The 25466-nt window shown below is 72.6% G+C and carries 22 protein-coding genes and 1 pseudogene; 7 read left to right on the forward strand and 16 right to left on the reverse strand.

What is annotated here, in order from left to right; translation table 11 throughout:
- The first annotated feature begins 81 nt into the window (after positions 1 to 81).
- Positions 82 to 390 (forward strand): ArsR/SmtB family transcription factor, encoded by a 309-nt coding sequence (locus ACZ60J_RS04215; protein ID WP_469678852.1) that lies wholly within the window; start codon positions 82 to 84, stop codon positions 388 to 390.
- 96 nt (positions 391 to 486) lie between these two features.
- On the opposite strand, the gene ACZ60J_RS04220 is transcribed toward ACZ60J_RS04215, so the two are convergent.
- Entirely contained in the window at positions 487 to 3216 is a 2730-nt protein-coding gene (locus ACZ60J_RS04220) for a DNRLRE domain-containing protein (protein WP_469678853.1), read from the reverse strand.
- 371 nt (positions 3217 to 3587) lie between these two features.
- Between ACZ60J_RS04220 and ACZ60J_RS04225 the strand changes: the two genes are divergently transcribed.
- The 3 genes from ACZ60J_RS04225 to ACZ60J_RS04235 all read left to right on the forward strand — a co-directional run bounded on the left by ACZ60J_RS04225 (position 3588) and on the right by ACZ60J_RS04235 (position 5149).
- Complete coding sequence (locus tag ACZ60J_RS04225) at positions 3588 to 3908, forward strand: hypothetical protein (protein WP_469678854.1); 321 nt, start codon at positions 3588 to 3590, stop codon at positions 3906 to 3908.
- A 154-nt stretch (positions 3909 to 4062) separates the two neighbouring features.
- Positions 4063 to 4521, forward strand: a complete 459-nt coding sequence (locus ACZ60J_RS04230; protein ID WP_469678855.1) for a Crp/Fnr family transcriptional regulator — start codon at positions 4063 to 4065, stop codon at positions 4519 to 4521.
- Between the two features lie 184 nt (positions 4522 to 4705).
- Positions 4706 to 5149 (forward strand): subtilase-type protease inhibitor, encoded by a 444-nt coding sequence (locus ACZ60J_RS04235; protein ID WP_469678856.1) that lies wholly within the window; start codon positions 4706 to 4708, stop codon positions 5147 to 5149.
- Between the two features lie 2 nt (positions 5150 to 5151).
- Here ACZ60J_RS04235 and ACZ60J_RS04240 read toward each other — a convergent pair whose 3' ends face one another.
- Together ACZ60J_RS04240 and ACZ60J_RS04245 are read right to left on the reverse strand one after the other, a co-directional pair.
- The gene (locus ACZ60J_RS04240; protein WP_469678857.1) at positions 5152 to 6021 is read right to left on the reverse strand and encodes a GNAT family N-acetyltransferase; all 870 of its coding nucleotides are present in this window, start codon (positions 6019 to 6021) and stop codon (positions 5152 to 5154) included.
- Between the two features lie 41 nt (positions 6022 to 6062).
- Positions 6063 to 6941 carry an ATP-grasp domain-containing protein gene (locus ACZ60J_RS04245; RefSeq protein ID WP_469678858.1) on the reverse strand — a complete coding sequence of 293 codons (879 nt, stop codon included), beginning with the start codon at positions 6939 to 6941 and terminating at the stop codon, positions 6063 to 6065.
- 121 nt (positions 6942 to 7062) lie between these two features.
- Here ACZ60J_RS04245 and ACZ60J_RS04250 point away from each other — a divergent pair, with 121 nt between their 5' ends.
- A complete protein-coding gene (locus tag ACZ60J_RS04250; protein WP_469678859.1) occupies positions 7063 to 7803 on the forward strand; it encodes an SIR2 family NAD-dependent protein deacylase in 741 nt (246 codons plus the stop codon).
- Between the two features lie 4 nt (positions 7804 to 7807).
- Here the strand turns inward: ACZ60J_RS04250 and ACZ60J_RS04255 are convergent, their stop codons facing one another.
- From ACZ60J_RS04255 to ACZ60J_RS04300, 10 genes are all read right to left on the reverse strand, one after another.
- Positions 7808 to 8290 (reverse strand): VOC family protein, encoded by a 483-nt coding sequence (locus ACZ60J_RS04255; RefSeq protein ID WP_469678860.1) that lies wholly within the window; start codon positions 8288 to 8290, stop codon positions 7808 to 7810.
- Between the two features lie 121 nt (positions 8291 to 8411).
- On the reverse strand, positions 8412 to 11975 hold the full coding sequence (locus tag ACZ60J_RS04260; RefSeq protein WP_469678861.1) for a bifunctional glycosyltransferase/CDP-glycerol:glycerophosphate glycerophosphotransferase: 3564 nt from the start codon (positions 11973 to 11975) through the stop codon (positions 8412 to 8414).
- A gap of 162 nt (positions 11976 to 12137) precedes the next feature.
- On the reverse strand, positions 12138 to 12512 hold the full coding sequence (locus tag ACZ60J_RS04265; RefSeq protein ID WP_469678862.1) for a hypothetical protein: 375 nt from the start codon (positions 12510 to 12512) through the stop codon (positions 12138 to 12140).
- A gap of 80 nt (positions 12513 to 12592) precedes the next feature.
- Positions 12593 to 13075 carry a roadblock/LC7 domain-containing protein gene (locus tag ACZ60J_RS04270; RefSeq protein WP_469678863.1) on the reverse strand — a complete coding sequence of 161 codons (483 nt, stop codon included), beginning with the start codon at positions 13073 to 13075 and terminating at the stop codon, positions 12593 to 12595.
- Between the two features lie 71 nt (positions 13076 to 13146).
- On the reverse strand, positions 13147 to 13926 hold the full coding sequence (locus ACZ60J_RS04275) for a transcriptional regulator (RefSeq protein ID WP_469678864.1): 780 nt from the start codon (positions 13924 to 13926) through the stop codon (positions 13147 to 13149).
- Positions 13923 to 14321, reverse strand: a complete 399-nt coding sequence (locus ACZ60J_RS04280; RefSeq protein ID WP_469678865.1) for a roadblock/LC7 domain-containing protein — start codon at positions 14319 to 14321, stop codon at positions 13923 to 13925. The genes ACZ60J_RS04275 and ACZ60J_RS04280 overlap by 4 nt, the downstream gene beginning before the upstream one ends.
- Positions 14322 to 14496: 175 nt before the next feature.
- Complete coding sequence (locus tag ACZ60J_RS04285; RefSeq protein WP_469678866.1) at positions 14497 to 14805, reverse strand: helix-turn-helix domain-containing protein; 309 nt, start codon at positions 14803 to 14805, stop codon at positions 14497 to 14499.
- A 113-nt stretch (positions 14806 to 14918) separates the two neighbouring features.
- Positions 14919 to 15872: a DUF4304 domain-containing protein gene (locus ACZ60J_RS04290; RefSeq protein ID WP_469678867.1), complete on the reverse strand. Its 954-nt coding sequence runs from the start codon at positions 15870 to 15872 to the stop codon at positions 14919 to 14921.
- Positions 15873 to 15930: 58 nt separating this feature from the next.
- Entirely contained in the window at positions 15931 to 16575 is a 645-nt protein-coding gene (locus tag ACZ60J_RS04295) for a DUF6461 domain-containing protein (protein WP_469678868.1), read from the reverse strand.
- A gap of 89 nt (positions 16576 to 16664) precedes the next feature.
- A complete protein-coding gene (locus ACZ60J_RS04300) occupies positions 16665 to 17228 on the reverse strand; it encodes a TetR/AcrR family transcriptional regulator (RefSeq protein WP_469678869.1) in 564 nt (187 codons plus the stop codon).
- Positions 17229 to 17371: 143 nt separating this feature from the next.
- Between ACZ60J_RS04300 and ACZ60J_RS04305 the strand changes: the two are divergent.
- Positions 17372 to 18490, forward strand: a pseudogene (locus ACZ60J_RS04305) (PucR family transcriptional regulator); the annotation flags it as partial.
- 19 nt (positions 18491 to 18509) lie between these two features.
- Here the strand turns inward: ACZ60J_RS04305 and ACZ60J_RS04310 are convergent.
- The 3 genes from ACZ60J_RS04310 to ACZ60J_RS04320 all read right to left on the reverse strand — a co-directional run bounded on the left by ACZ60J_RS04310 (position 18510) and on the right by ACZ60J_RS04320 (position 23295).
- Positions 18510 to 20492: an APC family permease gene (locus ACZ60J_RS04310; RefSeq protein WP_469678870.1), complete on the reverse strand. Its 1983-nt coding sequence runs from the start codon at positions 20490 to 20492 to the stop codon at positions 18510 to 18512.
- Positions 20493 to 20560: 68 nt separating this feature from the next.
- Entirely contained in the window at positions 20561 to 21016 is a 456-nt protein-coding gene (locus ACZ60J_RS04315; protein WP_266959941.1) for a (2Fe-2S)-binding protein, read from the reverse strand.
- A 20-nt stretch (positions 21017 to 21036) separates the two neighbouring features.
- The gene (locus ACZ60J_RS04320) at positions 21037 to 23295 is read right to left on the reverse strand and encodes a xanthine dehydrogenase family protein molybdopterin-binding subunit (RefSeq protein WP_469678871.1); all 2259 of its coding nucleotides are present in this window, start codon (positions 23293 to 23295) and stop codon (positions 21037 to 21039) included.
- A gap of 702 nt (positions 23296 to 23997) precedes the next feature.
- Here ACZ60J_RS04320 and ACZ60J_RS04325 point away from each other — a divergent pair.
- Positions 23998 to 25425, forward strand: coding sequence for a PP2C family protein-serine/threonine phosphatase (locus ACZ60J_RS04325; protein ID WP_469678872.1), 1428 nt, complete (start codon positions 23998 to 24000; stop codon positions 25423 to 25425).
- The last annotated feature ends 41 nt before the right edge of the window (positions 25426 to 25466 follow it).

The following is a 25466-nucleotide window of genomic DNA, read 5'->3' on the forward strand; positions in this document are numbered from 1 at the left end:
CATGTTGAAATATGTGAACCTTGAGACGTCCTGATCTGATGACATCCTGATCTCCTGATGTACTGCTCTACAGTGACCGGCATGCAACCGGAACCGCTCACCGAACCGGACGCCGCCGCCGTGGCCGAGGTCCTGCAGGGCCTGGCCTCCCCGGCCCGCATCCGCATCCTCGCCCGCCTGCTGCACGCCCCCTGCTCGGTCGGCGAGCTGGCCGAGGCGCTCGACCTCGGGCAGCCCACCGTCTCGAACCATCTGCGGCTCCTGCGCCACCTCGACCTGGTGACCGGCCGCCGCGACGGGCGCAGCGTGATCTACGAACTCCACGACGCGCACGTCGCCGCCCTGCTCCGGCAGATCCTGGAGCACGTCCAGCACGCCGGCCGGCCCTAGGGCCACCCCAGGGCCTTCCTGGAGCCGCTCCGGGAAACCGCAACGGCGGCCGGGCGGAGTATCCGCACCGGCCGCCGCACGTAGGACCCGGTCCCGCTACGGCGCGCCGAAGGTGAGCGTCAGCTTCGGGCCGCCTTCGTTGGCCGCGGCCTCCGAGGACCACAGCCACAGCGCGTCCGTACCGGCGCTGCTCAGCGCCAGGCTGTACGCGCTGCCGAGCGCTCCGGCGACGGTGGCCTTGTCCAGGCCGGTCGTCTGGACGGCCGAGCCGTCAGGAACGCCCGCGAAGGTGCCGAGCGCCGGGCTGCCGAGTGCCGGGCGGTTGGCGTACGTGGTTCCGGCCTCCGTCCAGGATCCGGTGACCGGGAGCACGGACACCGTGTCCGTCGTACCGGCGCCGGCCATGGTGCTGGTCTTCACGCTCAGCGTGGCCGACTTGAGCACCGTGCCGGCGGGGGCGGCGGGCAGGTTGAACCGCAGGTAGCTCGCGTAGAACGAGGTTCCACGGACCGCCAGCGAGCCGGACGTCCCGTAGTTGGTGCTCGGGGCGCCCGCGTTGGCGTAGGTGTCCTCCGCGGCCTGGACCTCGACGACCGAGTCGGCCGGGGCGGAGGCCAGGGTGTGGTGGTTCTGCACCTGGGCCGCGCTCAGGACCGTCGGGTAGACGGCGGTCTCGTCCAGCTGTCCCGCCCAGTACTCGCTGACCGGACGGTCCGGCCAGCCGCCGAGGCTGTCGCCGCCCACGTGCCAGTAACCGGCGAAGTTCTCGTGCGCGGTGAAGCCCAGCGTGCCCTTCTGGACGCCGTCCACGTACAGGGTCATGCCGCCCGGACCCTGGGTCGCGACGACGTGGTGCCACTGGTTGTCGTTGTACGCGGCCGCGGTCGTGACGGTGTGGGTACCGCCGCTGTAGACGCCGTAGACGAGCCGGCCGTCGTTGGTCATGTAGATGTGCTTGTCGTACTGACTGCTGCCGCGGGCCTGGTTGTTGCCGAACCCGATGAGCTTGCCGCCCGTGGTGGTGTTCGTCTTGAACCAGGTCTCGATGCTGTAGGTGGAGCCGACGTTCTGCCGCTTGTCCCCGTACACCTGGGTGTCCGTGCCGTTGAAGCCGATGGCCGTGCTCGCACCCGTGACCGCGCCGGGCGTCTGGCGCAGGGCGGGGGCGTTCAGGTGCACACCGCTCTGGTTGCCGTCCGAGGAGTCCGCGACGAAGGGCAGGGCCGACTCGTCGTAGCGCCAGAACAGCTGCGCGCCGTCCGTGCGGACCGCGCTGGGGTACGCGTCGGCCGAGGCCGGCACCGTCACGCTCGCCGTCGCCGACAGGGCGCTGGTGTTGCCGGCCGCGTCGGTGGCGGTCACCCGGTAGGTGTAGACCTGCCCCGCCGTGACGGTGGCGTCGGTCCAGGAGGCCTGCGGGCGGCGGAAGAACAGCGAGTCCGCCTCGACCGTGGCGATCGGCGTGGCCGAACCGTTTCGGTAGACCTTGTAGGTGAGCTTGCTGTCGTCCAGGTCGAGGCTGGTGCGCCAGCGCACCTGCACCTCACCGGGCTTGAAGCTCACGGCGCTCGCCACCGGGACGCTGGGCGCGCCCGTGTCCCCGGTGGAGGCGAAGCGCGTCAGGCTCTGCTGCGCCGCACCGTTGACGGTGGTGAACTCGCCGCCGACCCAGAGGTACTGGACTCCGGCCTTGGAGCCGACCGCCATCACGCGCGGGCCGATGCCCTCGCCGATGCCGTCGTTGGTGTCGGGAGCCCAGCCCAGCTTGCCGGTCGAGGTGGTCGGCTGCGCGAGCAGGTGGTGGCGCTGCCCGTCCGGGAACTCGCCGATGCCGGAGCAGTCGTGCGCGTGCGAGGCGCTGTAGAGCACGTCCTGGTACGGGAGCACGGCCTGGGTCGCCCCGAGGCAGGTGTCGCGCCAGCGCTGGCCGAAGTCGCTCAGGTTCAGGGCGATCCGGCCGTCGAAGACGCCTCCGCCCGTTCCCTCGTTGCCGGTGTAGAAGCCGGTCGCGTCGGTGGCGATGTCCTTGACCACCGAGTTGGTCTCGATGAACCCCGGGTAGGCCTTGGTGACGGCGCCGCTCGTCGCGTCGACGACGGCGAGGGCGTGGCTGTTCGTACCGCCCACGGTGAAGAAGTCACCGCCCAGGACCACGTGCGCGCCGTCCGGGGTGACCTCGACGGCGCGGCCCGGCTCGTCGGCGTTCGCGGTGAACGGCTTCAGCGTGCCGTCGGCCGCGTCCACGGCGGCGAACCGCTCGCGGGGCTGGCCCGCGACGGTGAGGAAGTCGCCGCCCGCGTACACGGTGTCGCCGGTGACGGCGAGGGCCCGGACGGTGGCCGCGAAGGCCGGCCGGAAGCCGGTCTTCACGGTGCAGGTCGCCACGTCGATGGCGGCGATGCTGGACACCGGGGTGCCGTTGACGGCGCCGAAGTAGCCGCCGGCGTACAGGGTCGACTTGTCCGGCGAGAGGACGAGCGCCCGGACGGTGGCGGTACCGGAACCCACGGTGAAGGACAGCTTGCAGGCGGTCGGGGCGCCCGTCGCGGCGTCGAGCGTCGCGAAGTTCACCGCCTCCTGCCCGGTTCCGGCGGCGCCGTCCGGCGGGCGCACCTCCGAGAAGGTGCCGCCGACGAAGACCTGGTCGCCCGCCTCGGCGAGGGCCCAGACGACACCGTTGACCTGCCAGGTGGGCAGTTCGTCGGCGGTGAAGGCCACCGGCGGCGTGATGGCCGCGGCCTCTTCGACGAGACCGAGGCCCATGGCCGTGCAGGTGCCGGCCAGGGCCAGGGTGAGAGCGGCTGCCAGCCCTCTGGATCTACGCATGAACCCCCCAGTTCGATATGGAATGCGGAATGACGGACCGGATGACGGACCGTGAAAAACGGAATGGCCGGAAGCTATCGTACGGACGTCTACGGCCGCGCCCACCGGTACCCGGAGGGAACCCCGGTCCCTTTCACCGCACTTGACCCATCGGATGCCATATCGCACCGGCCCGGACGCCCCGGGCCGGGACCCGCACCCAGGCCGGACCCCACACACCCGGCCCGTTCTGGCGAATGCCGCCCCACCCGGCCCCGCGCCCCTCTACGGTGCCCTGGGGGGACGGCACAGGCACAGGTGCGGGCACGGGCAGGAGCGCACGCCCGGGGACGTACGCGGGCGCGGGCGCGGTACCGGAGGGGCGGAGCGGGATGAGCGGCACGAGCGGCATGAGCGACGAGGAAGACATGCGGCTGGCCAGGATGACCCCCGAGATCTCCCGCCGCACCCTGACCCTGCTCCGCGGTCTGGCCGGGCTGGAACCACCGGAGCAGGTGCCCGAGGAAGCGATGATCACCGCTGACGAGATCCTCGCCGAGTACGGAACCGACGGGCTCCGCGTGCTGGTGATGACCCTGGCGGCCTGGGCGACGGCGCAGATCGAGAACGTCTCCGAACTGAGCGGGCGCAGCCACGAGGCCGTCCTCGACGCCATGGAGCTGGCCTGCCTGGAGGCCGGAGCCGAGGAATGACCGGGGGTGGCCCCGGGGTGGTCGCGGAGTAGCCGGGGAGCACCTCAGGGTTTGCATTGCCGAAAATCGGACAATCCTCCGGGGGCGGACACCACGGATTCGGCCCGGCGTCAGCGACACTGGGGAGAGCGGGGGGTCCCGATCGGAGGCCGTCGTGAGCACACCTTCCCCCATCCGGATCGCTGCCGTCCTGTCGACCGAGCACCGCGGACGGCTGATGTCCCACGCCCGTGAGGTCAATTTCCCCGAGGGCGCGCGGATCTTCGACGAGGGGTCCCGGGCGGATTCCTTCTGGATCGTGCGCTCCGGCACGGTGACCCTGGAGATTCCCGTCGCGGGGCGCCGGCCCACGCCCATCGAGAGCCTGGGTCCGGGAGAACTGGTCGGCTGGTCGTGGCTCTTCCCGCCGTACGTGTGGCAGCTGGGCGCCGAGGCCATGACGCCGGTCCGCGCGTACGAGTTCGACGCCACGACCGTACGGATGCTCATGGACGCCGATCCGGCCTTCGGGTCCGCCGTCGGCCACTGGGTCGGGCGGGTCCTCGCGATGCGGCTGCACCAGACCCGGACCCGGCTCCTCGACACGTACGCCCCCCGGCTCGCCGCGAGCTGACCCGGGCGGTTCGGGCCGATTCCGCCGGCCGCTCCCCCACAGGTCAGCCGCCCAGGACCGCTGCGGTCTGCGGTCATGCGTGCGCAGCGCGTGACGAGAAGTAGAGGTGCGAACGGGCGTTCCGGTTCCGCATGGGCAAGACTCGCGTCCGTTATCCGACGCAACGACGCGAGGAGTGTTCGACATGCGATCCGTCACCAGGACCCTGGGACTGTCGTCCGCCGCCATGGGACTCACCGCCCTCACCGCCCTGGCCGGCTCGGGAGCCGCCGGAGCCGCGCCCTCCGGCGGGGAAAGCCTGTACGCCCCGTCCGCGCTCGTCCTGAGCGTCACCGACGGCGAGGACGCGGTGAGCGGTACGGTGCTGCGCGCGGTCACCCTGGTCTGCGCGCCCCGGCCCGGCGGGACCCACCCGGACCCGGAAACCGCCTGCGCCGAGTTACGGGCCCACGCCCCCGACCTGGACGCACTCGCCGAGCCGCGCCCCGACGCGGCGTGTACCCGGGAGTGGAGCCCGCTGACCGTCACCGCCGACGGCGTGTGGCAGGGCCGCCGGATGAGCTACACCTACACCTACGCGAACCCGTGCGCGCTGTGGAACAGCACCGGCACGGTCTTCACCCTCTGAGGTCAGCCCAGCTCCAGGCTGGTGACCCCGAAGATGCCGGTGAGGTCGAGGTCCGGTTCCTGGCCGGTGTACATCCGGGCCGCCTCGAACGTCGGGGTCAGTCCCAGTCCGCCCAGCAGGGCGGCGGCTCGCGGATGGGCGTCCGGCACGTCCACGGCCACCTTGGCGTCGGGGGTCCGTTCCGCGAGCCGGAGCAGGAGGGCGGCGGCGACGGCCGGGTCGGCGGCGTAGAGCGGGCCGACGCGCGAGGCTCCGCTGCTCGGCCGGACCACCGCGAGCCCCTCGACCCGGCCGTCCCGGACGGCGGCGAGGGCGGTGCGGCCGGGCAGCGCGACCCAGGCGGAGAGGAAGGCGTCGCGCGGCGCGGGGAAGAACCGCCGGTCGTACGCGGCGAGTTGCCCGAAGGGCACGGTGCAGGCGTCCACGATCCGCAGCCCCGGCGCCGGCTCCTCCGGGAGGTCCCCGGCCGCCCGCGGCACCCCCTCGTAGCGGACGTTGTTCCAGGCCGAGCGGAAGCCGGACTTGCGGTAGTTGTGCTGCTGCTCGACCACCCCGTCCAGGCCGACGAGCCGCCCGTCGAGCCGCTCCATCCCGGCCTTCCACAGCCGGATCCCGTACCCCTGCCCGCGCACCTCGGGGCGGGCGATGTAGAAGCCGATGAAGCCGAAGCCGGCGCCGTAGCGGACGGCCGAGATGCAGGCGACGGGCTCCCCGTGGAGCCGCCCGACGAGGAATCCGCCCGGATCGGCTACGGCGAACGCGAACCGGTCGGAGTCTCCGGGGTTCCAGCCCTCCTCATCGGCCCAGTCCCGCAGGAGCGCCATGTCGGTGGCGCTCGCGCCGTTGATCTCGAATCCAGCGAGTCCCGTCATGTCCGCTGTTGTACCAGATCGGCCGTTGCTCCCGCGGGGGCTCAACCGCCCGTCAGGAGGCGGACGAACGCGGCGCGATCGGCCTCCCGGTGCAGATCGCTCACCTGTCCGTCGCCCACCTCCACGACTCGCCAGACCCCGTCGGCGCGCAGTGCGAGGTCCGTGGTGACGAAGGCGCAGCCGAGCTCCGCGACGGCTTCCCGCACCGGTCCGAGGTCCGCAGCCGCGGCCTCGGCGTACGGGCTGTCGGGGTGGGCGGTGACCAGCAGGGGGTCGCCGCCGCGCCACCAGACGCGCACCTCGGTGGCCACGCCATCGGCCGCCGTGAACTCCTCGAAGGCGCGCAGCACCACCCCGCCGGCCAGGTCCTCGCCCTGGAGTTCCACGAACCGGTTCACCACGCGGTGGACGGCGGCCCGGTCGGCGAGGTCGGGGAGGTGGCAGGCCTCGGCCCACTCGTGTTTGCGGGACTTGACGTAGTCCTTGACGATGCCCGCGCGGGACGGCAGGGCCGCGGCGGCGTCCGCGAGCCGGTCCGGCTCCGGGGTCTTTCCCGGGGGTGTCGCCAGCCAGCGGCTGGGCGGGGTCAGCCCGGCGAACGCCTCGTACCAGCCGGGGAGTTCGTGGGCGCGCCGGTACGCATCCGGGGAGACGCGGAGTCTCCCGCCGCGCTCGCGCAGGGCCGCATCGAGTGTGGCGTACCGGGCCGCCGGAATCATCCAGCCCCGGTACCAGAGCGCCCCCGCCCCGGCGGGCACCCCGGCCACGGCCCGGCCGGCGTCCCCGGCGAGCAGCGCGTCGTGGTCGACGAGCGCGACTGCGCCTCCGGCGGCGCGCACCGCGCGGGCCTCCTCGGCGAAGTGGGCGTCGGGGCGGCGCCCGTTCAGCGGATCGGAGCAGTACAGGACGGTGGTCTGCATGCCGCCACCCTACGGAGGTCCGCGCGGAACGGGGCCCCGGATGCGCCACCGGCCCACCGGGCTCCGTGCGCGGGCCGAAACCCCGTGGAGAACACCGCGCGGGCTGCCTAGAGTCGGCCCCATGGGAAAGCCGCTCGTCGCAGTGTTCAGTGGGGCCGGGATGTCCACCGATTCGGGGATCCCCGACTACCGGGGGCCGCAGGGGCTGTGGCGTCGGGAGCCCGACGCCGAGAAGCTCGTGACCTATGCCCCCTACATGGCCGATCCGGAGATCCGGCGCCGGTCCTGGCTGATGCGCGCCGAGATCGGGGCCCTGGGGGCGCGGCCGAACGCCGCGCACCTGGCCGTCGCCGATCTGGAGCGTGCCGGGATCCCGCTGCGGGTGATCACGCAGAACGTGGACGGGCTGCACCAGCTCGCCGGGACCTCCGCGCGGAAGGTGTTCGAACTGCACGGCACGGCGCGGGCCGTGGTGTGCACGGTCTGCGGTGCGCGCAGCGGCATGGACGAGGCGCTGGCCCGGGTCGCCGCCGGGGAGCCGGATCCGGCCTGCCTCGCGTGCGGCGGGATCCTGAAGGCGGCGACCGTGATGTTCGGGGAGCGGCTGGACCCCGAGGTGCTCGCCTCGGCCGTGGCGGTCGCCAAGGGGTGCCAGGTCTTCGTGGCCGTGGGCTCGACGCTCCAGGTGCAGCCCGCGGCCTCGCTGGCCGGGATGGCCGCGGAGGCGGGGGCCCGCCTGATCATCGTGAACGCGGAGGAGACCCCGTACGACTCCCTCGCCGACGAGGTGATCCGCGAGCCCATCGGGACGGCTCTGCCCGCCCTGTTGGCGCGGATCGCCTCGTCGGCCACGGTCCTCTGACGCCTCAGCCGGCGTCGGCCGCCCGCCGCATCTCCGCGACGTCGAGCTTCTTCATCTGCATCATCGCGGCCGTGGCCCGCCCGGCCCGGACCGGGTCGGGGTCGGAGATCAGCTCGATGGCCCCGGCCGGGATGACCTGCCAGGACAGCCCGAATTTGTCCTTGACCCAGCCGCAGGCGGATTCCTGGCCGCCGTCGGCGGTCAGGGCCTCGTAGTAGTAGTCGGCCTCGGCGTCGTCGGCGCAGTTGATCTGGAAGGAGACGGCCTCGGTGAAGGGGAACTGCGGGCCGCCGTTGAGGCCGACGAACCGCTGGCCGTTGATCTCGAACTCGACGACCATGACCTCGCCCACGACCCCGCCGCCGTTCTCGGGGAAGAGGCCGACGCGGCCGCGCTTGCCGTCCTTGAAGACCGACAGGTAGTAGTCGGCGGCGGCCTCCGCCGCGCCGTCGAACCACAGACACGTGGTGAAGGGGTTGCTCGCCATGACTGCCTCCAGAGTGTGCGGGTGGGGAATCCGTCCCGCACATACAGACCGGTCCCGGCCCCGAAACTCATCGGTGGGGCCGGGACCGGTCCGTATGCGGTCTGGAATGCACTCCTGCGGGTTACATCTCGAGCATGCGGTCGACGATCCGGCTGGCCGCCTGGCCGTCGTCCAGGTCGCAGAACTCCTCGCGGAACGCCGCCCGCGCCGGTGCGTACTCCGCGCCCACCGCGTCCGCGTTCCGCACGGCCTCGATCAGGCTCGCCGAATCCCGCAGGAGCGGGCCCGGGGCCTTCTTCTCCAGGTCGAAGGTGAACCCGCGCAGCGTGTCCCGGTAGTGCTCCAGGTCGTACGCGAAGAGCAGGACCGGCCGGTCGGTGTGCACGTAGTCGAAGATCGCGGAGGAGTAGTCCGAGATCAGCACGTCGGCGACGAGCAGCAGGTCGGTGGCGTCGGGCCAGCGGGACACGTCGACGACGAACCCGTCGCGGACGCCTTCGCGCACCTGCTCGGTGACCTTGTGGTGGCCGCGGATCAGCAGGACGTGGTCCTCGCCGAGCTCGCGGCGGGCCGCGTCCAGGTCGATCTGCAGGTCGAGCTTGTAGCCGGAGGCGACCGTCCAGCCGAGGCGGTTCTCCCGCCACGTGGGCATGTACAGCACGACCTTCTTGCCCTCCGGCAGGCCGAGCCGCCGGCGGACCTCGGCGATCCGCTCCGCGTCGGGCCGCACCAGCGCGTCCGTGCGCGGGCTGCCGGACTCGATGACCTCGCCGCCGAAGCCGAGCGCCCGCTTCAGGACCGGGGTGGCGTACGAGCCCGGGGAGGCGAGCAGCGACCACTGAGCGCTGTCGTGCTCCAGCGCCTCCAGCGCCTCGGGGCTGGTGTAGTAGTCGTGCATGAAGTCGTGGCCGATCTGCTTCAGCGGCGTACCGTGCCACGTCTGTACGACGGTCTGGCCGGGACGCCGGCGGAAGGCGCGCGGCACGCTGTCGTTGACCACGTAGTACCGGGCCCGCGCGAGCACGTCCCAGGATTCGAGGCTGTCGTACTGAACCGCGCGGGCGGTCTCCGGGACCTCGGCCCGGCCGTCGCGCACCAGCCAGACGTGTTCCAGCTTCTCGCCGCGCCGCACGAGTTCCTCGTGGATGGCGCGCGGCGAGTCTCCGGCGCCGTGCCCCTGGAAGGCGTCATAGACCACGACGTCCTTGACCGGGAGGGCGCTCTGCGCCGGGTACGTCACGTCGCGGGCGATCCGCTGCGCGTAGCGCGAGCGGTCGTGCGGGCTGATCATCGGATCGGCGATCAGCGCGACGCGGTCGTAGAGGCGGGATTCGACCCGTATCCGGCGGCCCCGGGCCGTGACGGCGTGGGGTCCCGCGTGCAGGGCGGTTGGGGCGAACTGCAGCGGGGCGCCGCGGTCGACGCCGAGCAGGCCGGCGGTGGCGCCGCCCTGGGAGACCGGGCGCAGCGTGGGCCACCAGCGGCCCTGCGGCAGCGGGGTGCGGCCGGCCCGGCTCTCGGGGAGCACCGGCTCGAAGGAGGCCTCGAAGGTGTCGCCGTCCCGGGTGACGGGGTAGCTGAACTCCAGGCCGGTCGGGTCGTGCAGGACCAGCTCGTAGGGCTCGTCCAGGGGGGCGGCGAACCGGCCCCGGAGCGTGAGCGCGCCGTCCTTGGCCTCGACGGTGTCGACCAGCGGCGGGGAGGCCTGGACCGAGAAGGTCAGGTGTCCGGTGGTGCCGCGCTTGGCGAAGAGGGCCCGGCCGGGCTCCTCGCCGGGCAGCGCGAGGACCAGTCCGGAGAAGCCGCCGCGCTCGTCGTGCGCCAGCCGGTGCTCGGCACCGTCGGCGCCGGTCACGGTCAGGCTCCACGGCTCCGGGGTCCACTCGCCGGGCCCGACCGGGGCGTCCGCGACGGCGGCCAGATCGGCCAGCGGCACGCGCACGGTGAAGGGGATCCGGCCGCCGGTGACGGCGGGGGCGGTCTCCAGCGGGAAGGTGAGCGCGGTGCGGGTGGAGGCGTGCACGGCGCGCAGGGAGGCTCCGGCGCCGATCTCGGCGGCGAGCTCGCCGGCCACCTCCACGGCGTCGTCACCGGCCGGGCGGACGTCCAGGGCGCGGGCGCGGACGATCTCCACCTGGATGCTGAAGGTCCCGGTGGTGCCGGGGACGATCCGCACGTCCGGGGCGACCCAGTGGGCGGGCGGGTTCTGTCCGCTGTCGTGCTCGCCGGCCTTGAGCCGGGCGCGGTGCAGTCCGCCGGCTCCGGTGACGGCGACGGAGGTGCTCCACACGCCTTCGTTCCACTTGCCGCCCGTCTGGAAGGCGGTGGGGTCGATCACGGCGGTGAAGCCGGCCCAGTCGGCGTGGCGCAGGGCGAGGTGCGGGGAGTTCACGGTGGCCATCGGGGAGGCGACCGTACGGGTGGTGACGACGGCCCGGCGGCGCTTGCCGTTCTCGCGGAAGACCAGCATCTTGCGCGAGCCGAGGCGGCTCTCGGCGCCCAGGTGTCCGGGGAGGGCGTAGCCGCGCAGCAGCAGCTTGCCGTCGGCCCAGTGGGCCTGCTCGACGCGGCTGACGACGCGGCGTTCGCGCGGGCCGAGGGTGAGGACCTTGGCGGGTACCGGTGCCTTGAGGAACGGGTAGTCGGCCTGCGGGCGGGCCAGTCCCTTGACCGGGACGCTGTAGGTGAAGTCCCGCTGGTGCTGGACGAGGGCCACGAACTCCTCGATCCGGCCCTCCCCGGCGAGGTAGGCCTTCAGCCGGTCGGCGACCGTGAGGTCGGGCCACAGCCCGGGGCCGATCTCCCGGACCAGGCCGCCGGCCTCCTTGGCGAAGGCGGCACGGAACTCGGCGCCGGCCTCGGGAACGTACTTGTAGATGAGCGGGAGTTCCTCGCTCAGCACGTTGCGGTCGTAGTCGCGCAGGTAGCGGGTGTAGGCGGCGCCCTGCTTGCTCTGGAGCGCCTCGCGGACCAGGCGGACGGAGGTGACGCGGTCGATGACCGAGACCGGGTCGGTGGAGCGCTGGGTGATGGAGCGCTCGCCGGTTTCGCGGACGCGCCAGTGGTAGACGCACTCGCCGATGACGTCCACGCTCTTGGCGAAGTAGTGCGCGGGAATGGAGACCGGGGCGTCCTCGTAGAGGATGCCTTCGGGGTACTGGAAGGCGTGCTCGTCCCAGAAGCTGCGCCGGTAGACCTTGTTCCACGCGGTGCGGTCGGTGACCAGCGCCGGGAACTTCGAGATGTGGGTCTTCAGCCGGGTCGCGGCGAAGGCGAGGCGGTGGCCCCAGGACTGCTGCATGCCGACGGAGCGGAAACGCTTGACGTTGCCGGCCGCGAAGTCGGAGCCGGTCTCGTCGAGGGCGTCGATCATGCGCTGGTACGCGTACGGCGGCATGGTGTCGTCGCTGTCGACGAAGGCCAGGTACTCGCTGCCCGGGCTGATGTGGCGGGCGCCCACGTTCCGGGCCGCGCCGAGTCCCGCGTTCTTCTGGAGGACCAGCCGGAAGCGGTCGTCACGGTCGACGAACGCCTGGGCGAGTGCCGCGCTGCCGTCGGTGGAACCGTCGTCGACGAGCACGACTTCGAAGTCGTCGAATGTCTGTGCTGCGATGGACTCCAGGCACTCGTCGAGGTAAAGCTCGACGTTGTAGACGGGGACGACGATACTCAGGCGCGGGGGCATGGGCGGCGAGTTCTCCAGCTTACTAACAATATTGATGATCAGCCGATTACAGCATCTTACTCTGTAACGAGATGATAAAATCCGGTCGTCTCGGACATAAGTGAGAAGCCGCCGGGGCGGGCGGCAATGAGTTCAGCCGCCCGCCACCTCGCCGTCATCGGATCAGACTTCCAGCTCTGCCTCGATCTTCTTCAGCTGGTGCCGGGCCATCGCGAGGTTGGCCCGCGTCTTGTCGAGCGCCAGGTAGAGGAAGAGGCCCGCCGACCCGCGGCCCCTCATGAGCCGGATCAGGTGGTACTGGGTTCCGAGGGTGATGAGGATGTCCTCGATCTCGTCCTTCAGGCCGAGCATCTCCATGGTGCGGAGTTTGGCCCGCACCACGTCGGTGTTGCCCGCGGCGGCGACCGTGAGGTCGAGGTCCTTTCCGCCGCCGACGGTGCCGAGGGCCATACCGCTGCTGCAGTCGACCAGGGCGACGCCGAGCACTCCGTCGATGGTGGTGGTGGCTTCCTTGAGCGATGTCTCCACGTTGGCCATGGGGGTTCCTCTTTCTTTTATGTGTCCTGGTCGTTCTGGTCGTTTTGTTCGGTCGGTACGGATGTACGTGGTCGAGGGGATCAGGAGCCCTGGCCGGTGCCGGCACCGGTGCCCGGGGCCGTGCCCGACGCCGTGCCCGTGCCCGGGGCCGGGCCCGGCGTCGGGCCGCGGCGGCCGAGGCTGTGATCGATGAGCTCCGCTATGCGCAGGCTGGAACGGCGGGCCTCCAGATGGAGCCGTCCGACGTTGACGCGCGGCTCCGCGATCAGGGTCAGTACGGCCGCGTCGCCCGCCGCGTAGGTGGCGACGTAGCCGTCCTCTCCGCGCACGAGCAGTTCGCGGAACCCGCCCTGCCCGGTGCAGTCGCTCAGCCGCTGGGCCACTCCCAGCGCCGCGGCGGTCAGCGCCGCGACGGATTCGGCCTCGGTGGCGGCACTGTCGTGGGCCAGGACCAGGCCGTCGACGCTCGCGGCGAGGGCCCCGCCCAGCTGCGGGACGCGGGCCCGAAGCCGTCGGAGCTCGGCGAGTATCTCGGCCTCGGCTTCGGCGGGCACCGTACTCATGTCGGACCTTCTCCTTTCGGACTGCCGCCGCTCGGAACGGTCGCCGCGCTGGGCGGCTCGCAGCGGGAGCCTCACAGGCTTGCCTCCAGTGCGTCGCGTAACCGGCGCAGCAACGCCACGTCCGGGGACTGCGCCTGCGTCATCCAGTCGGGCAGCGCCGTCTCCGCAGCGGCGGCGGGCGCCGGCGCGTGCGGAGTTTCGACCAGCCCGGCCGCCGCGAGGCGTCGTACGTCGAGCAGGGTGTGGAAGGCCGGCCGGCCCAGCACCCAGGCGAGGTCCGCCGGTGTCCGGACCCCGTCGGCACGGTCGAGCAGGATCCGCTGGCGGGCGGTGACGGTCTGTCCGGGAGCGGCGGCCCGGGGGACGACCGGAGAGGTGTCCAGCAGCGGGTAGGGCCAGACAGCGTCGAGCAGCTCCCGGCGGCGGCAGGTCTCCCGCTCGACGGCGGCGGCCGGGACGGAGCGGACGGAGCCGATCCAGTGGGTGGCCCCGCGCCGGAAGCGGGAGGGGCCGCTGCCCGGGGAGAGCGCGAAGAAGGCGGCGTCGAAGATCGCGGCGAGGTGGCATATCTCCAGTTCGCCGCCTGCGAGCCCGCCGCTGTCGACGAGGAAGCGGGCGACCTGGCGGCGGGCGCCGGCCTCGTTCACGGCTTCGGTCCAGCGCTCGGGGGTCAGGCCCCCGCCGGTGGTGAGCAGGACGTCGAGTCCCGGGGTGGCCGGGCTCTCCGCGTGCACCACGCGGCCGTCCTCCAGGAAGAGGGTGCCGCGCTCGCGGAACAGGGCGCCGGTCGCCCGCTCGGCGGCGAGCCGGGTGAGCAGCGGGGAGACGGCGACGGTGGCTACGGCGGTCACTTCAGCACCAGCTCCTCGGCCAGGGCCCGGAGTCTGTGCCGGGCGAGCGCGAGGTTCCCGTCGGTCCGGTCGAGCCACAGGTGCAGGAACACGCTGCTGTCGAAGCTGGTCTCGACGAAACGGAGCACGTGGTAGCCGGTCCGGGTGGTGACGATCAGGTCCTCCACGGGCGGCCCGGCGCTGTCCTGCGCCTCGGTTCCGTCCGGGGCGAAGGACTCGTACTCGGCGGCCGCCCGGGCCAGCTCGGCCGTCTCGGCCGCGGTGGTCTCGTGGTCCCCCACCGGTGATTCCCCGGCGGTGCCGAGGGCCAGGCCGCTGCTCCAGTCGACCAGTGCGGCCCCCCTGGCACCAGGCAGGGCCATGGCTTCGAGCAGGCATTCGTCGATCCCGGGCACGCGGACTCCCCTCCCGGCCGGACCGTGCGTGGTGCACGGTCGTGCGGCGCGACAGAAGGGAACTTACTCAAGTTCCACACTACGGAAGGGCGTTCTGGCATTTTCCGCTGGAACATGCGCGATGGCACGTGACAGCTTGGCCGGAACGCCACCACTTTTGATCAATGCGCCGCCGTCAGGAGGCGAGCGGCAGGTGCTCCGAGAGCCGGAAGGCCCCGCCCTCGCGCTGCACGTAGCCCTCGTGGCTGAGGGTGCGCAACAGGTGGTACACGGTCGGCAACGGGATCCCGGTGACCCGGGACAGTCGCTTGGCCGTCGCCCCGCCCTCCGCGTACATCGCCTCCACCAGCCGCAGGGCCCGCTGCACGGAACCGATGAGGGTGGGTGCGGTGGCGGGCGCACTGTCGGTGCCGTCAGTGCTGTCGGTGCCGTCAGTGCTGTCAGTGGTGTCGGCGCTGTCCTTCGGGCTGTGCTCGCTACCCATGATGGTCCCCCTGCTCGGTACGAGGCCTGGCAAACCCATAAAAGTCGCTCACCGGCCTCAAAACCAGCGGACTCGCTTGAAACTGAGCATAAGATCAGCTCCCGCCCGGGCCCTCAGATGCGGGCAGGCGTCCAGCCTTCGATGTGCCAGGGCGCGCCGACGGTCAGCGCGTGCGGGGCGCCGGAGACGGTGAGGCAGGCCTCGCGAGGGGTGCCCCGTTCGAAGGTGAGCTTGAGGGAGCCGTTGCCGGCGACCTCGGCCGTGTCGATCCGGCACAGGGCCAGTTCGCCGAGGAGCGCCAGCGGATGGCCGGGGAGCATGCTGCCCGGGCTGGCGGAGACCCGGACGTCTCCGTCGGCGGCGATGCCGACCCGGACCGAGCCGAAGAGCGGCTGCTCCAGCCGCCAGGGGGCGTCGATGACGATGCGGGCTTCCGCGTCGGCCAGCTCGTCGTGGACGGTGAGGAAGGGCGAGGCCCGGCGCCGTTCTCCCGTCTCCAGGACGAGGGCGCCCTCCAGGTCCACGGGCAGCGGGGCCACCGCGCTCGCGACGGGGAACGGACCGCTGTCCACGCGCAGGCAGACCGGGTCCAGGCAGTCGGCCACCGGATCCACCACGGGCCCCGGCAGCGGGGGCCGGTCGGTCACCTCGCCCCAGAGGGCGGGGACGGCGTGCCGCAGCACCGCGTCCGTGACCTCGTCCGCGACGCGGGCGGCGGTGCGCTCGTCGGTGATGCTCCACCAGTGGTCGTGCGGGTGGCCGAGCAGGCGTCCGATCCTGGCGTGCCAGCCGACGGGGCCGACGCGGTTGGCACTGAGCCGGGTCCCGAGGGCCGGCCGCAGCCTCCGCAGGGCCTCGTGTTCCTCGTACGCGACCGCGCGCAGGTTGACGGTGAACCGGCACTCGGCCGCCCCGGACGAAGCGCTCCGCTGGAAGCCGAGCAGCGCGTGGTCGGGTTCGGCGGCGCGGAGCCGGTACTCCAGCCCCGTGCCGCTGAAACCCGCATCGCGCAGCGCCGGGGCGATCCGCTCGCGCAGCGTCTGGTGGAACAAGTCGGTCGCGTTCACCCTCGTAGTGTCACAAGCCGCACGCTCCCCGACCAAAACCGCCCATCTCCGGGCGCCCCTACTGCGCGCAGGTCACGAAGGCCGGGAGGGGGGTCTCCTCGACGAGGTGGCGGGGAAGGGACAGGGCGAAGCGGTGTTCCAGCACGGAGAGGGTCAGGCGGTCGCGGTCCTCGTACGGTTCGTCCTCGGGGCGGGCGTAGCAGCCGTCGGGGGTGAGGATCTTGGCCTCGACCAGCTCGGGCAGGAGGAAGTCGGGGCGGTGTCCGCCGCGCCAGTGCTCCTCGCCGATGCCGAAGCAGCAGACGAGCTCTCCGTCCCGGGCGTAAGCGAACTGCTTGGGCGGGTGGTCGGGCTGCGGGTCGAGATGGACGGCCTCGACCCCGGAGAAGGAGACCTCCGCGAGGCGCTGCGCACCGGCGGGCACTCCGTGTTCCACGGCGAAGGACCAGCCGCCCCAGCTCCCGACCCGGGCGACCCCGTCACCGTCCACCGTCTCGGTGGCCATGCTCCAGGCATCGATGGCTCCGAGCGGCCCGGGGCGCAGGTCCGGCAGGGCGCCGAGCCGGGCGGCCAGTTCCTCGGGGCCGATGCCCCGGGCGAAGGTGAGGCTGACGTACCAGGCGTTCCAGTCCGCCAGCCACTGGATGCCGCCGTCGCAGCCGCGGGCGCCGTCGTCCGCGCCCTGCCTCGTGATGTCCGCCATTGCCACGGTTCCTCCCGCGATCCCTGCGATGCGAGCCGGTCCTGCCGGTGGGGCCGGTCCTGCCGGAACCGGACCTACCGGCACGATAGTCAGTCGGCGGGGCCTTTCGGGAGGAGTCGCTCGACCATGGTGTCGATGAGCCCCTCCACGTCGTGGGGGTCCAGGAGTCCGGGCACGGTCAGGTCGTCGACGATCAGCCCGAGCATGGCCAGGTAGATCAGGACCACGCCCTGCCGGTCCCCCGGCAGTCCCGCCTCCAGGTGCCAGGCGATGTTCGCCTCCAGTTCGGCGCCCTGGAATCCGGCCAGCGCCTCCTGGAGTTCGGGCCGCCGGGTGGCCTCCAGGCGCAGTTCCAGCATCGCGGTGTGGACGCTGCGCTCGCGGCGCATGCGCTCCAGGAGCCGGCGCAGCAGCACCTTGGTGTCGAGGGGGCCCGTCAGGTCCGCCGGATCGGGGGTCAGCCGCTCGCGGGTGCGGTGCAGGATCTGTACGAGGAGCTGGGCGCGGTGGGCGAAGTAGTTGGAGGCGGTGCCGGTCGGCACCCCGGCCTCCGCGTCCACGGCGCGCAGGGTCAGCCCCCGTGAGCCCTCGCGGGCGAGGACTTCGATGGCGGCGTCGAGCAGCGCGGCGCGGCGCTCGGGGTTCTGGCGCATGGGTGGGTCCCTGACGGTGTGGACGTGGCTGCCGGTATGACCGCCGCATATGCACTGCACGTGCAGTGCTTCGGACACGCTAGCGGACGCCGCCGCGTCGAGGCCCTCCCCAGCACCCCCTCCGACGTGCCACCCTGCCCGTCATGGAGCGGATCATCGGGGAGATACGCGAGGACCTGGACCGCCGGATCGCCGTGGCCGCCGAGCGGCTCGCCGACCGGCCGCCGGCCGGTGATCCGGCCTGCGCCGCCTACGTCGCCCTACTCGGCCGGGCCGCCCTGCGCGAGCGGGTCCACCAGCTGCTCCGCCAGACCGTCGACGGCCTGCTCCGTGCGGCCCGCGGCCTGCCGCCCGAGCTCGGCGAGGCCCGCGCCGACGGGGAGCTCCGTGCCCGGCAGGGGCTTCCGCTCGACTCCCTGCTGCGCGTCTACCGGCTCGGCGGCAGGCTGCTGTGGCAGGTCCTGACCGAGGCCGTCGCCGCCCACGACCGGGCGGCGCTGCCCCGGCTGCTGCCCGGGGCGCCGGCGCTGTGGGACGTGGTCGACCGGATGGCGGACGCGGCGGCCGAGTCCTACCGCCGGACCGAGGCCGTACGCGGCGACCGCGAGCGGGAGCTGCGGGGCGCCCTGCTCGACGCCCTGTTCGACGACGGCGGTCCGGCGGGCCGGTCCGCCGAGTCGGCGCGGCGGCTCGGGCTGCCGGAGCGCGGCCGGTTCGCCGTGGTGGTCCTCGATCCCGGGGACGGCGCGCGGGCCGCCCCGGGCGGCGTCCCGCGGGTGCTGTGGCGGATCCGCGCCGACGGCGAGACCGGCCTGGTGGAGCTGGGCGGGCTGCCGCTCGCCTCCGTGACCGATCTGCTGGCGCCCCTGGGCTTACGGGCCGGGGTGAGCCCGGTGGTGGAGACGCCGGGCGAGCTGGCCGGGGCCCGCCGGCTGGCCGTCCTCGCGCTGCGTGCGGCGCCGGGGGCCGACGGTCCGCACACCGCCCTGCTGGACGAGCGGCTCCCGGAGGCCCTGGTCGCGGCCGAGCCTGAACTCGCGGGCCGGCTGCGTCAGGTGGTGCTGGGGCCGGTCCTGGCCCTGGCCGCGGAGGACCGCAGGGTGCTGCTGACCACCCTGGGCACCTGGCTGTCCTGCCGGGGCTCGACCACGTACGCCGCCCAGCGCCTGTACTGCCACCGCAACACCGTCTCCAACCGGCTGCGCCGCCTGGAGCAGCTGACGGGTCGGTCGCTGGCCGATCCCGCCCATGTCGTGGAGCTGGCGCTGGCGCACGCGGCGGTCACCCAGCGCCCGGCCGGGTCCCCGCCTGTTCCTGCGGGTCCCCCGTCCCCCCGGCTCCCTCCTCCGCCGGTTTCGCGGACTCCAGCAGGTACGGCACGTCGATCACCGCGACCCCGGGCGTGAACAGCAGGCGCGCCTTGAGGCGCAGCGCGTTCTGGTTGTGCAGGGGCTGTTCCCACCAGTGCCCGACCACGTACTCGGGGATGACCACGGAGAGCATGTCCGTGCCCTCGGCGGCCGCCTGCTCCTGCACGTAGGCGAGCACGGGCCCGACCACCTCGCGGTACGGGGAGTGCAGCACCTTGAGCGGGATGCCCGGGTCGTGCTCCGCCCATGCCTCGCGCAGCCGGTTCGCGTCCTCCTCGTCCGCGGCCACCGAGACGGCCGTCAGGGTGTCGGGGCGCAGGCCCATCGCGAAGCCGAGCGCCTTCAGGGTGGGCGCGTGGACGGCGGCGACGAGGACCACGACGTGGTGGCGGGCGGGCTTGCGGGGTTTGACCCCGGGGGCGACGGCGACTTCCCGGGCCACGGTGTCGTAGTGGCGGCGCACGCCCTTCATGCCGAGGAAGAGCAGCGGCATGGCGATGACGACGAGCCAGGCGCCGTGGGTGAACTTGGTGATGAGGACGATGACCAGGACCACGGAGGTCATGAAGGCGCCGACCGCGTTGATGGCGAGGCGGCGGTGGATGTGGATCCGCTCCTCCTTGCGGGTCTCCGGGGCGGCGAGCTCCTGCTGCCAGTGCCGGACCATGCCCGCCTGGGAGAGGGTGAAGGAGACGAAGACGCCGATGATGTACAGCTGGATGAGGCGGGTCAGCTGGGCGTCGAAGGCGACGATGAGGGCGATGGCGGCGAGCGCCAGCAGGACGACGCCGTTGGAGTAGACGAGCCGGTCGCCCCGGTTGAAGAGCTGGCGCGGTACGTACCGGTCCTTGGCCAGGATCGAGGCGAGCATCGGGAAGCCGTTGAAGGCGGTGTTCGCGGCGAGGATCAGGACTCCGGCCGTCACGGCCTGGAGCAGGTAGAAGAGGAAGTGCCAGTCGCCGAAGGTGGCCCGGCCGATCTGCGCGAGCGCGGTGGACATCGGGGTTCCGGGGGCGAGGCCCAGCTCGGTCGGGTCGGCCGCCACGTGCACCTTGTAGGACATGGCGAGGAAGGTGATCCCGGCGAACATGGTGACGGCGAGCGCGCCCATCGCGGCGAGGGTGGTCGCCGCGTTCTTGCTCTTGGGCTTCTGGAAGGCGGGGACGCCGTTGCTGATGGCCTCGACGCCCGTCAGCGCCGTACAGCCGGAGGCGAAGGCCCGGAGCGCGAGGAGCACCACCGCGAGGCCGGCGTAGTTGCCCTCGGCGATGATCGGCAGCTCTGAGGACTCGGCGCGGATCACGTCGCCGGTCGCGAGCCGGTAGGCGGCCACCGCGAACATCAGGTAGATGACGAGGACGAAGCCGTAGGTGGGGACGGCGAAGACCCGGCCGGATTCCCTCACCCCGCGCAGGTTCATCAGGGTCAGCAGCACGACGAAACCCACCGACAGGGGGACTTCGTGGTCGGAGAGGGAGGGGATGGCCGAGGTGATGGCGGCGACGCCGGATACCACGGAGACGGCCACCGTCATGACGTAGTCGACGAGCAGGGCGCTCGCGGCGGTGAGGGCGGCGGTCTGGCCGAGGTTCTTGGAGCTGACGATGTAGGCGCCGCCGCCACCGGGGTAGGCGTGGCAGGTCTGCCGGTAGGAGGCGACGACGACCACGAGCAGGAACACGATGGCGGCGGCCGCGTACCAGGCGAGGTGGAGCAGCGCGACCCCGCCGAGGGCGAGGATGAGCAGGATCTCCTCGGTGGCGTAGGCCACGGAGGAGAGCGGGTCGCTGCAGAAGATCGGGAGCGCCAGCCGTTTGGGCAGCAGGGTCTCGCCCAGACGCGCGGTGTCGAGCGGTTCGCCGACCAGCACACGTTTCGCATTGATACGCCTCATTAAGGCATGATCAGTCAAAACTGTGACGATTCGCCCCATATAGACCCTGTGTCACGGGGCGAAACCGGCTACATCTTCGCCGCCGCGCTGCGGATCGCCTCCCGGATGCGGAAGTACGTGCCGCAACGGCAGATGTTGGCGATCGCGTCGATGTCCTCGTCCGTGGGCGTGCTCGTCCGCTTCAGCAGGGCGACGGCCGCCATGATCTGGCCGGGCTGGCAGAAGCCGCACTGGGCGACGTCCTGTTCGAGCCAGGCCTCCTGCACCGGGTGCAGGTCCTCGCCGTCGGCCAGCCCCTCGATCGTGGTCACCGCCTTCCCCGCGCAGGCGGAGACCGGCACCACGCACGGGCGGACGTCCACCCCGTCGAGGTGGCTGGTGCAGGCCTTGCAGACGTCCACTCCGCAGCCGTATTTGGGGCCGCGCACGTTCAGCATGTCGCGGAGCACCCACAGCAGGGGCAGATCGTCGGGCGCGTCCACGGTGACGCTCTGCCCGTTGACGGTGAAGGTGTGTGAGGGCACGGCTCGGCTCCTGGAGGCGACTAACGCGGGTACGGGGTGAAGTCGACGTCGAAGTCGAGGGGGAAGCTGCGCGGCTTGGTGCCGGTGGCCCGGGCGTAGGCGTTGGCGATCGCGCCCACGGCGGCGGGCACGCCCAGCTCGCCGGCCCCGCCCGGCTCGGTTCCGGTCGCCGGGAGCACGAAGACCCGTACGTCCTTCGGGGTGTCACGCTGCTGCGCCCAGTGGAACTGGCTGTAACTGCCTTCCAGCGGGAGCCCCTTGTCCAGGTGCAGGCCGGCCTTCAGCGTGGTGGAGATCGCGTCGGTCAGGCCGCCCATCATCTGCGCCTCCAGACCGCGCGGATTGACGGGCAGGCCCACGTCGACGGCGATGACCGCCTTCGTGACGCGGACGCGCTCCGGATCCCTGGCGTCGATCTCGACCAGACAGGCCGTCCGGGACTTGTACTCCTCGTGGAAGGCGATGCCCTGGGCGCAGCCGGCCGGCATGGCCCGGCCCCAGTCGCCTTCCGCGGCCGCCTTGTCGAGTACGGCGCGCTGGGCGGCCGTCTTCAGGAAGGTCCGGCGGAACTGGTACGGGTCCCGGCCCGTCGCGGCGGCCAGCTCGTCCACCACGATTTCCTCGGCCCCCCGGGTGTTCGCCGAGTACACCGAGCGCCAGGACCCGGTGGGGACCCCGGTCGGGACCTCGGTGAGCGCCTGGGTGGTGAGTCCGAAGTGGTACGGGGACTTGATCGTGGTGAGGAACAGGGTCTGGGCGAGGGTGGCGTTGCCGATGCCGAGCGGGAGGCTGGCGGCGGTCGCGGTGATGATCTCGCCGAGTCCGTGCCGGAAGTCGGTCTCCGCAGCGGCGACCCGGTGTTCGAAGCTGAGCACCTCGCCCAGCAGGTGCGTCGCCCGGATCCTGTGGTGGGTGGCGGGGCGCATCCGGCCGTGCCGGGTGTCGTCCACCCGGGTCCACATCAGCCGCACCGGGCGGCGGCAGGCCTTGGAGATCCGGGCCGCTTCCAGGGCCGCGTCGAAGAAGAGCCGGCGGCCGAAGGAGCCGCCCGCCTGCACCACGTGGACGGTGACCTTGTCGAGGGGCAGGCCGAGGTCGGCGGCGATCGTTTCGCGGGCCACGATGGGCGACTTGAGCCCGGACCAGATCTCGGCCCGGTCCTCGCGGACGTCGGCGACGGCCGAGTTGGTCTCCATCGGGGCGTGGCTGACGAAGGCGAAGTCGAACTCGGCGTCCACGTGCGCGGTGAGCAGCGGTGGCACGAGCAGCGGCGGGGTGGCGGCGCGCAGCTTCGTGCGGACGGCCGCGTCCGAGAGCTGGTCGGCCGGGCCCGGCCCCCAGGTGACCTGGAGGGCGGCCTTGGCGTCGAGGGCCTGGCCGAAGGTCTCGGCGACGACGGCGACCCCGGTGGCGACGGTGACCACGTGCAGGACGCCGGGCATGGCCCGGACGGCGGCGAGGTTGGTGACCGAGCGGACGCTGCCGCCGAGCGTGGGCGGGCGGCGGACCACACAGGGCTTGGCCCCGGGCACGTCCAGGTCGAGGGTGTAGCGCTGGGCCCCGGTGACCATGGCGCGGGCGTCGATCCGGCTGGTGGGCTTGCCGACCAGGGCGTGCTTCGCCGCCGGCTTGGGGGTGGCGCCGAGGACGATCAGGGCGGGGTCGGCGGCGGCCGCGGCGAGGGAGCCGTAGCCGGCGGTGCGGCCGTCGGGGGCGCGGACGGCGCCGTTCGCCGTGGTCAGGGTCGATGCCGGGAGGCTCCAGCGCACGGCGGCGGCCGCGACCAGCCGGGCCCGGGCGGTGGCGGCACACTGGCGGACCGGACCGTAGAGGGAGCGGATGGAGTTGGAGGATCCCGTGAGCTGGTTGAAGAGCAGCTCGGGACGCGCGTCGTCCAGTTCGACCCGTACGGCGGCCAGTGGGGCGTCCAGTTCCTCGGCGACGAGCATCGCCACGGCGGTGGTGAGCCCCTGGCCGACCTCCTCGCGGGGCAGCCGGAACCGGACGGTCCCGTCGGCCTCCACGACGAGCGCGAGCAGGGCCGAGGTGGGGGCGCCGGCCAGGATGAACAGGTCGCCGAGGTCCACCAGATCGGCGATGGCGGGCAGCGTCGGGACCACGGCGTGCGCGGGCTGCGGGGCGATGAGGTCGGCTCCGGCGCGCGTGACGAGGGCGAGGGTCGGCGCGGCGATCAGATAGGTGAGGAAGGACCGCCGGCTTTGCCCGTCGGTCGGCGCATGACTCTGCCCGTCGGTCGGCGCATGGCTCTGCCCGGTCATGTCGTCGTGTCCCCACCCTGCGCGCGGCCCGCCTCTGCGGGCCTCCCCGGCTCGTTACCGGCACGTAGAGTAGCCATTCGGGGGTGTCGGGGGAAGTCTGGATCACACGCCGGACGCAATACCGGGCATACCGCCACCGGGGGCGGCGACCTCACCGCATGGGCGGGCGGCCGCCGCGCGGGGTCCTCCGTTCGGGGGGTACCGGGCCGCTCGTGTTGATCCGGGTTCTGCGGCGTCTTCGCCGGTTCGGCAGCGGCCGGGCCTCGTACACCTCGGCCGTACGATCGATCGCCCTCGGCCGCACGGCCGCTTTCCGGCCGCGGGCGGACGGGGGAACGCGCACGGCCGCGGCGCACCGGGCGGGCCGGGTACACCTGGGCGCACCCGGTCACACCCGGTCACACCAGGGCCCGCCTCGCGTCCGGGGTGCGATCCGCCCGGTGCGGATCACACGGCGCCGGCCCGGGAACGGAAAGGGCCGGAGCGGCCCCGCAGCCCGCCCGCCGAGACGGGCTGACCGGATTCGTTCGCACGCTCCAGGAGGGCCGGAAGGCCTCGGACATATGCCTGATGCAAGTCCGCCGCGGATGTTGCCAAACGCCTTACGGGCCGTCGTCGGCTGTGCCACAGTCGGTACCGGCCCTTCCATCAGAACCGGTCCTTCCTCAGACTTGGCCGTGCCGCGCCTGTATCGGAGTTCAGATGCCGTCCCATGTGTACGCGGACCGCCCCGCGCAACCTCCCGAGCCAGGGTCGGTGGACGCGCTGATCTCGCAGACCCGCCGGCTCCGCGGAGAAGTCGACGCCGTCCGCCGCGACACCGTGGTCGACGACGACGACGCGCAGGGCCGCTGGCAGCGCGCGCTGTGCGATCTGGCCGTCCACCACCTCGACGACCTCCGCGCACACCTCGGCCAGCTCAAGGAAGGGCTGCCGCCCACCGCGCCGGACTCCGCCGCACTGCCGCAGGCCGCCCCCGAGACGGGGGCCGAGGCCCAGCAGACCAGGGTCGGCAGTGCCGAGTGGAACCTGCTGACCGACGAAGTCAGCTGGTCCGACGAACTCTTCCAGATCTTCGGCCGCTCCCCCGAGGCGGGCGCGCTGCCCCTCGACGAACTGGGATCCACCCTGTTCTCCGAGGACCAGCCTCTGCTGACGGCGATGGTGACGGCCTGTCTGGTGGACGGCAAACCGATCGACGGCGAGTTCCGCATCGTCCGGGCCGACGGCCGGGTCCGGACGCTGCACATGAGGGGCGAGCCGGCACTCGACTCCGACGGCTGCACGGCCTCCATGTGGGCCGTGCTGCGGGACGTGAGTGAACTGCGCCGGAGCCAGCGGGCGGTGATCGAGTCCAGGGACTCGTTGCAGCGCCGGCAGGAGATCGCGCAGACCGAGCGCCGGCTGGCGGTCGAGCTGCAGGAAGCCGTGCTCCCCCCGTGGCGCGGCTCCCTGCGGTTCCCGCACGACAACACCAGGGCGCTGGACGTGGCGGCGCACTATCTGCCCTCAGCGACCAGCGCGCTCATCGGCGGTGACTGGTACGACGCGCTGGAACTCCCGGACGGTCATTCGATGCTGACGGTGGGTGACCTCACCGGGCACGGGGTGACCGCGACCTCCGGGATGGCGATGATGCTCGGCGCCCTCCGCGGGATGGCCATGGCGGGCATCGAGCCGGGCCCCCTGATGGGCTGGCTGAACCAACTCCTGGAGACCTCCGTACAGCCCGCGCTCGGATCCGCCGTGTGCTGCCGCTACGATCCCGCGCGCCGGGTGCTGTCCTGGGCGCAGGCCGGCCACCCCGCCCCGCTGCTGTTCCGGCGCGGCCAGGGCCGTTCACTGCTGCCCCCCGAGGGCGTCCTGCTCGGAGCGACCTCCGGAGCCGCGTACGGCCAGGCCGAGGAGCGGCTGGAGGTGGGCGACGTCCTCGTCCTGCACACCGACGGACTGACACCGCGCAGCATCGAGTTCAGCAAGGCCGACGGGACCGAACGGCTCCTGGCGCTGGCACCGCACTTCTCCGCCGCCCGGTCCGCGCAGGACTGTGTGCGCCTGGTGATCGGGGAGTTCGGCGAGGGCGAGCGCGAGGACGACGCCTGCGTGCTGGTGGCCCGGATCGGCTCGTAGCGGGCGGATCACCGGACCGCTCGTAGCGGGCGGTTCACGGG

This window comes from Streptomyces sp. NPDC104226, assembly GCF_055584085.1.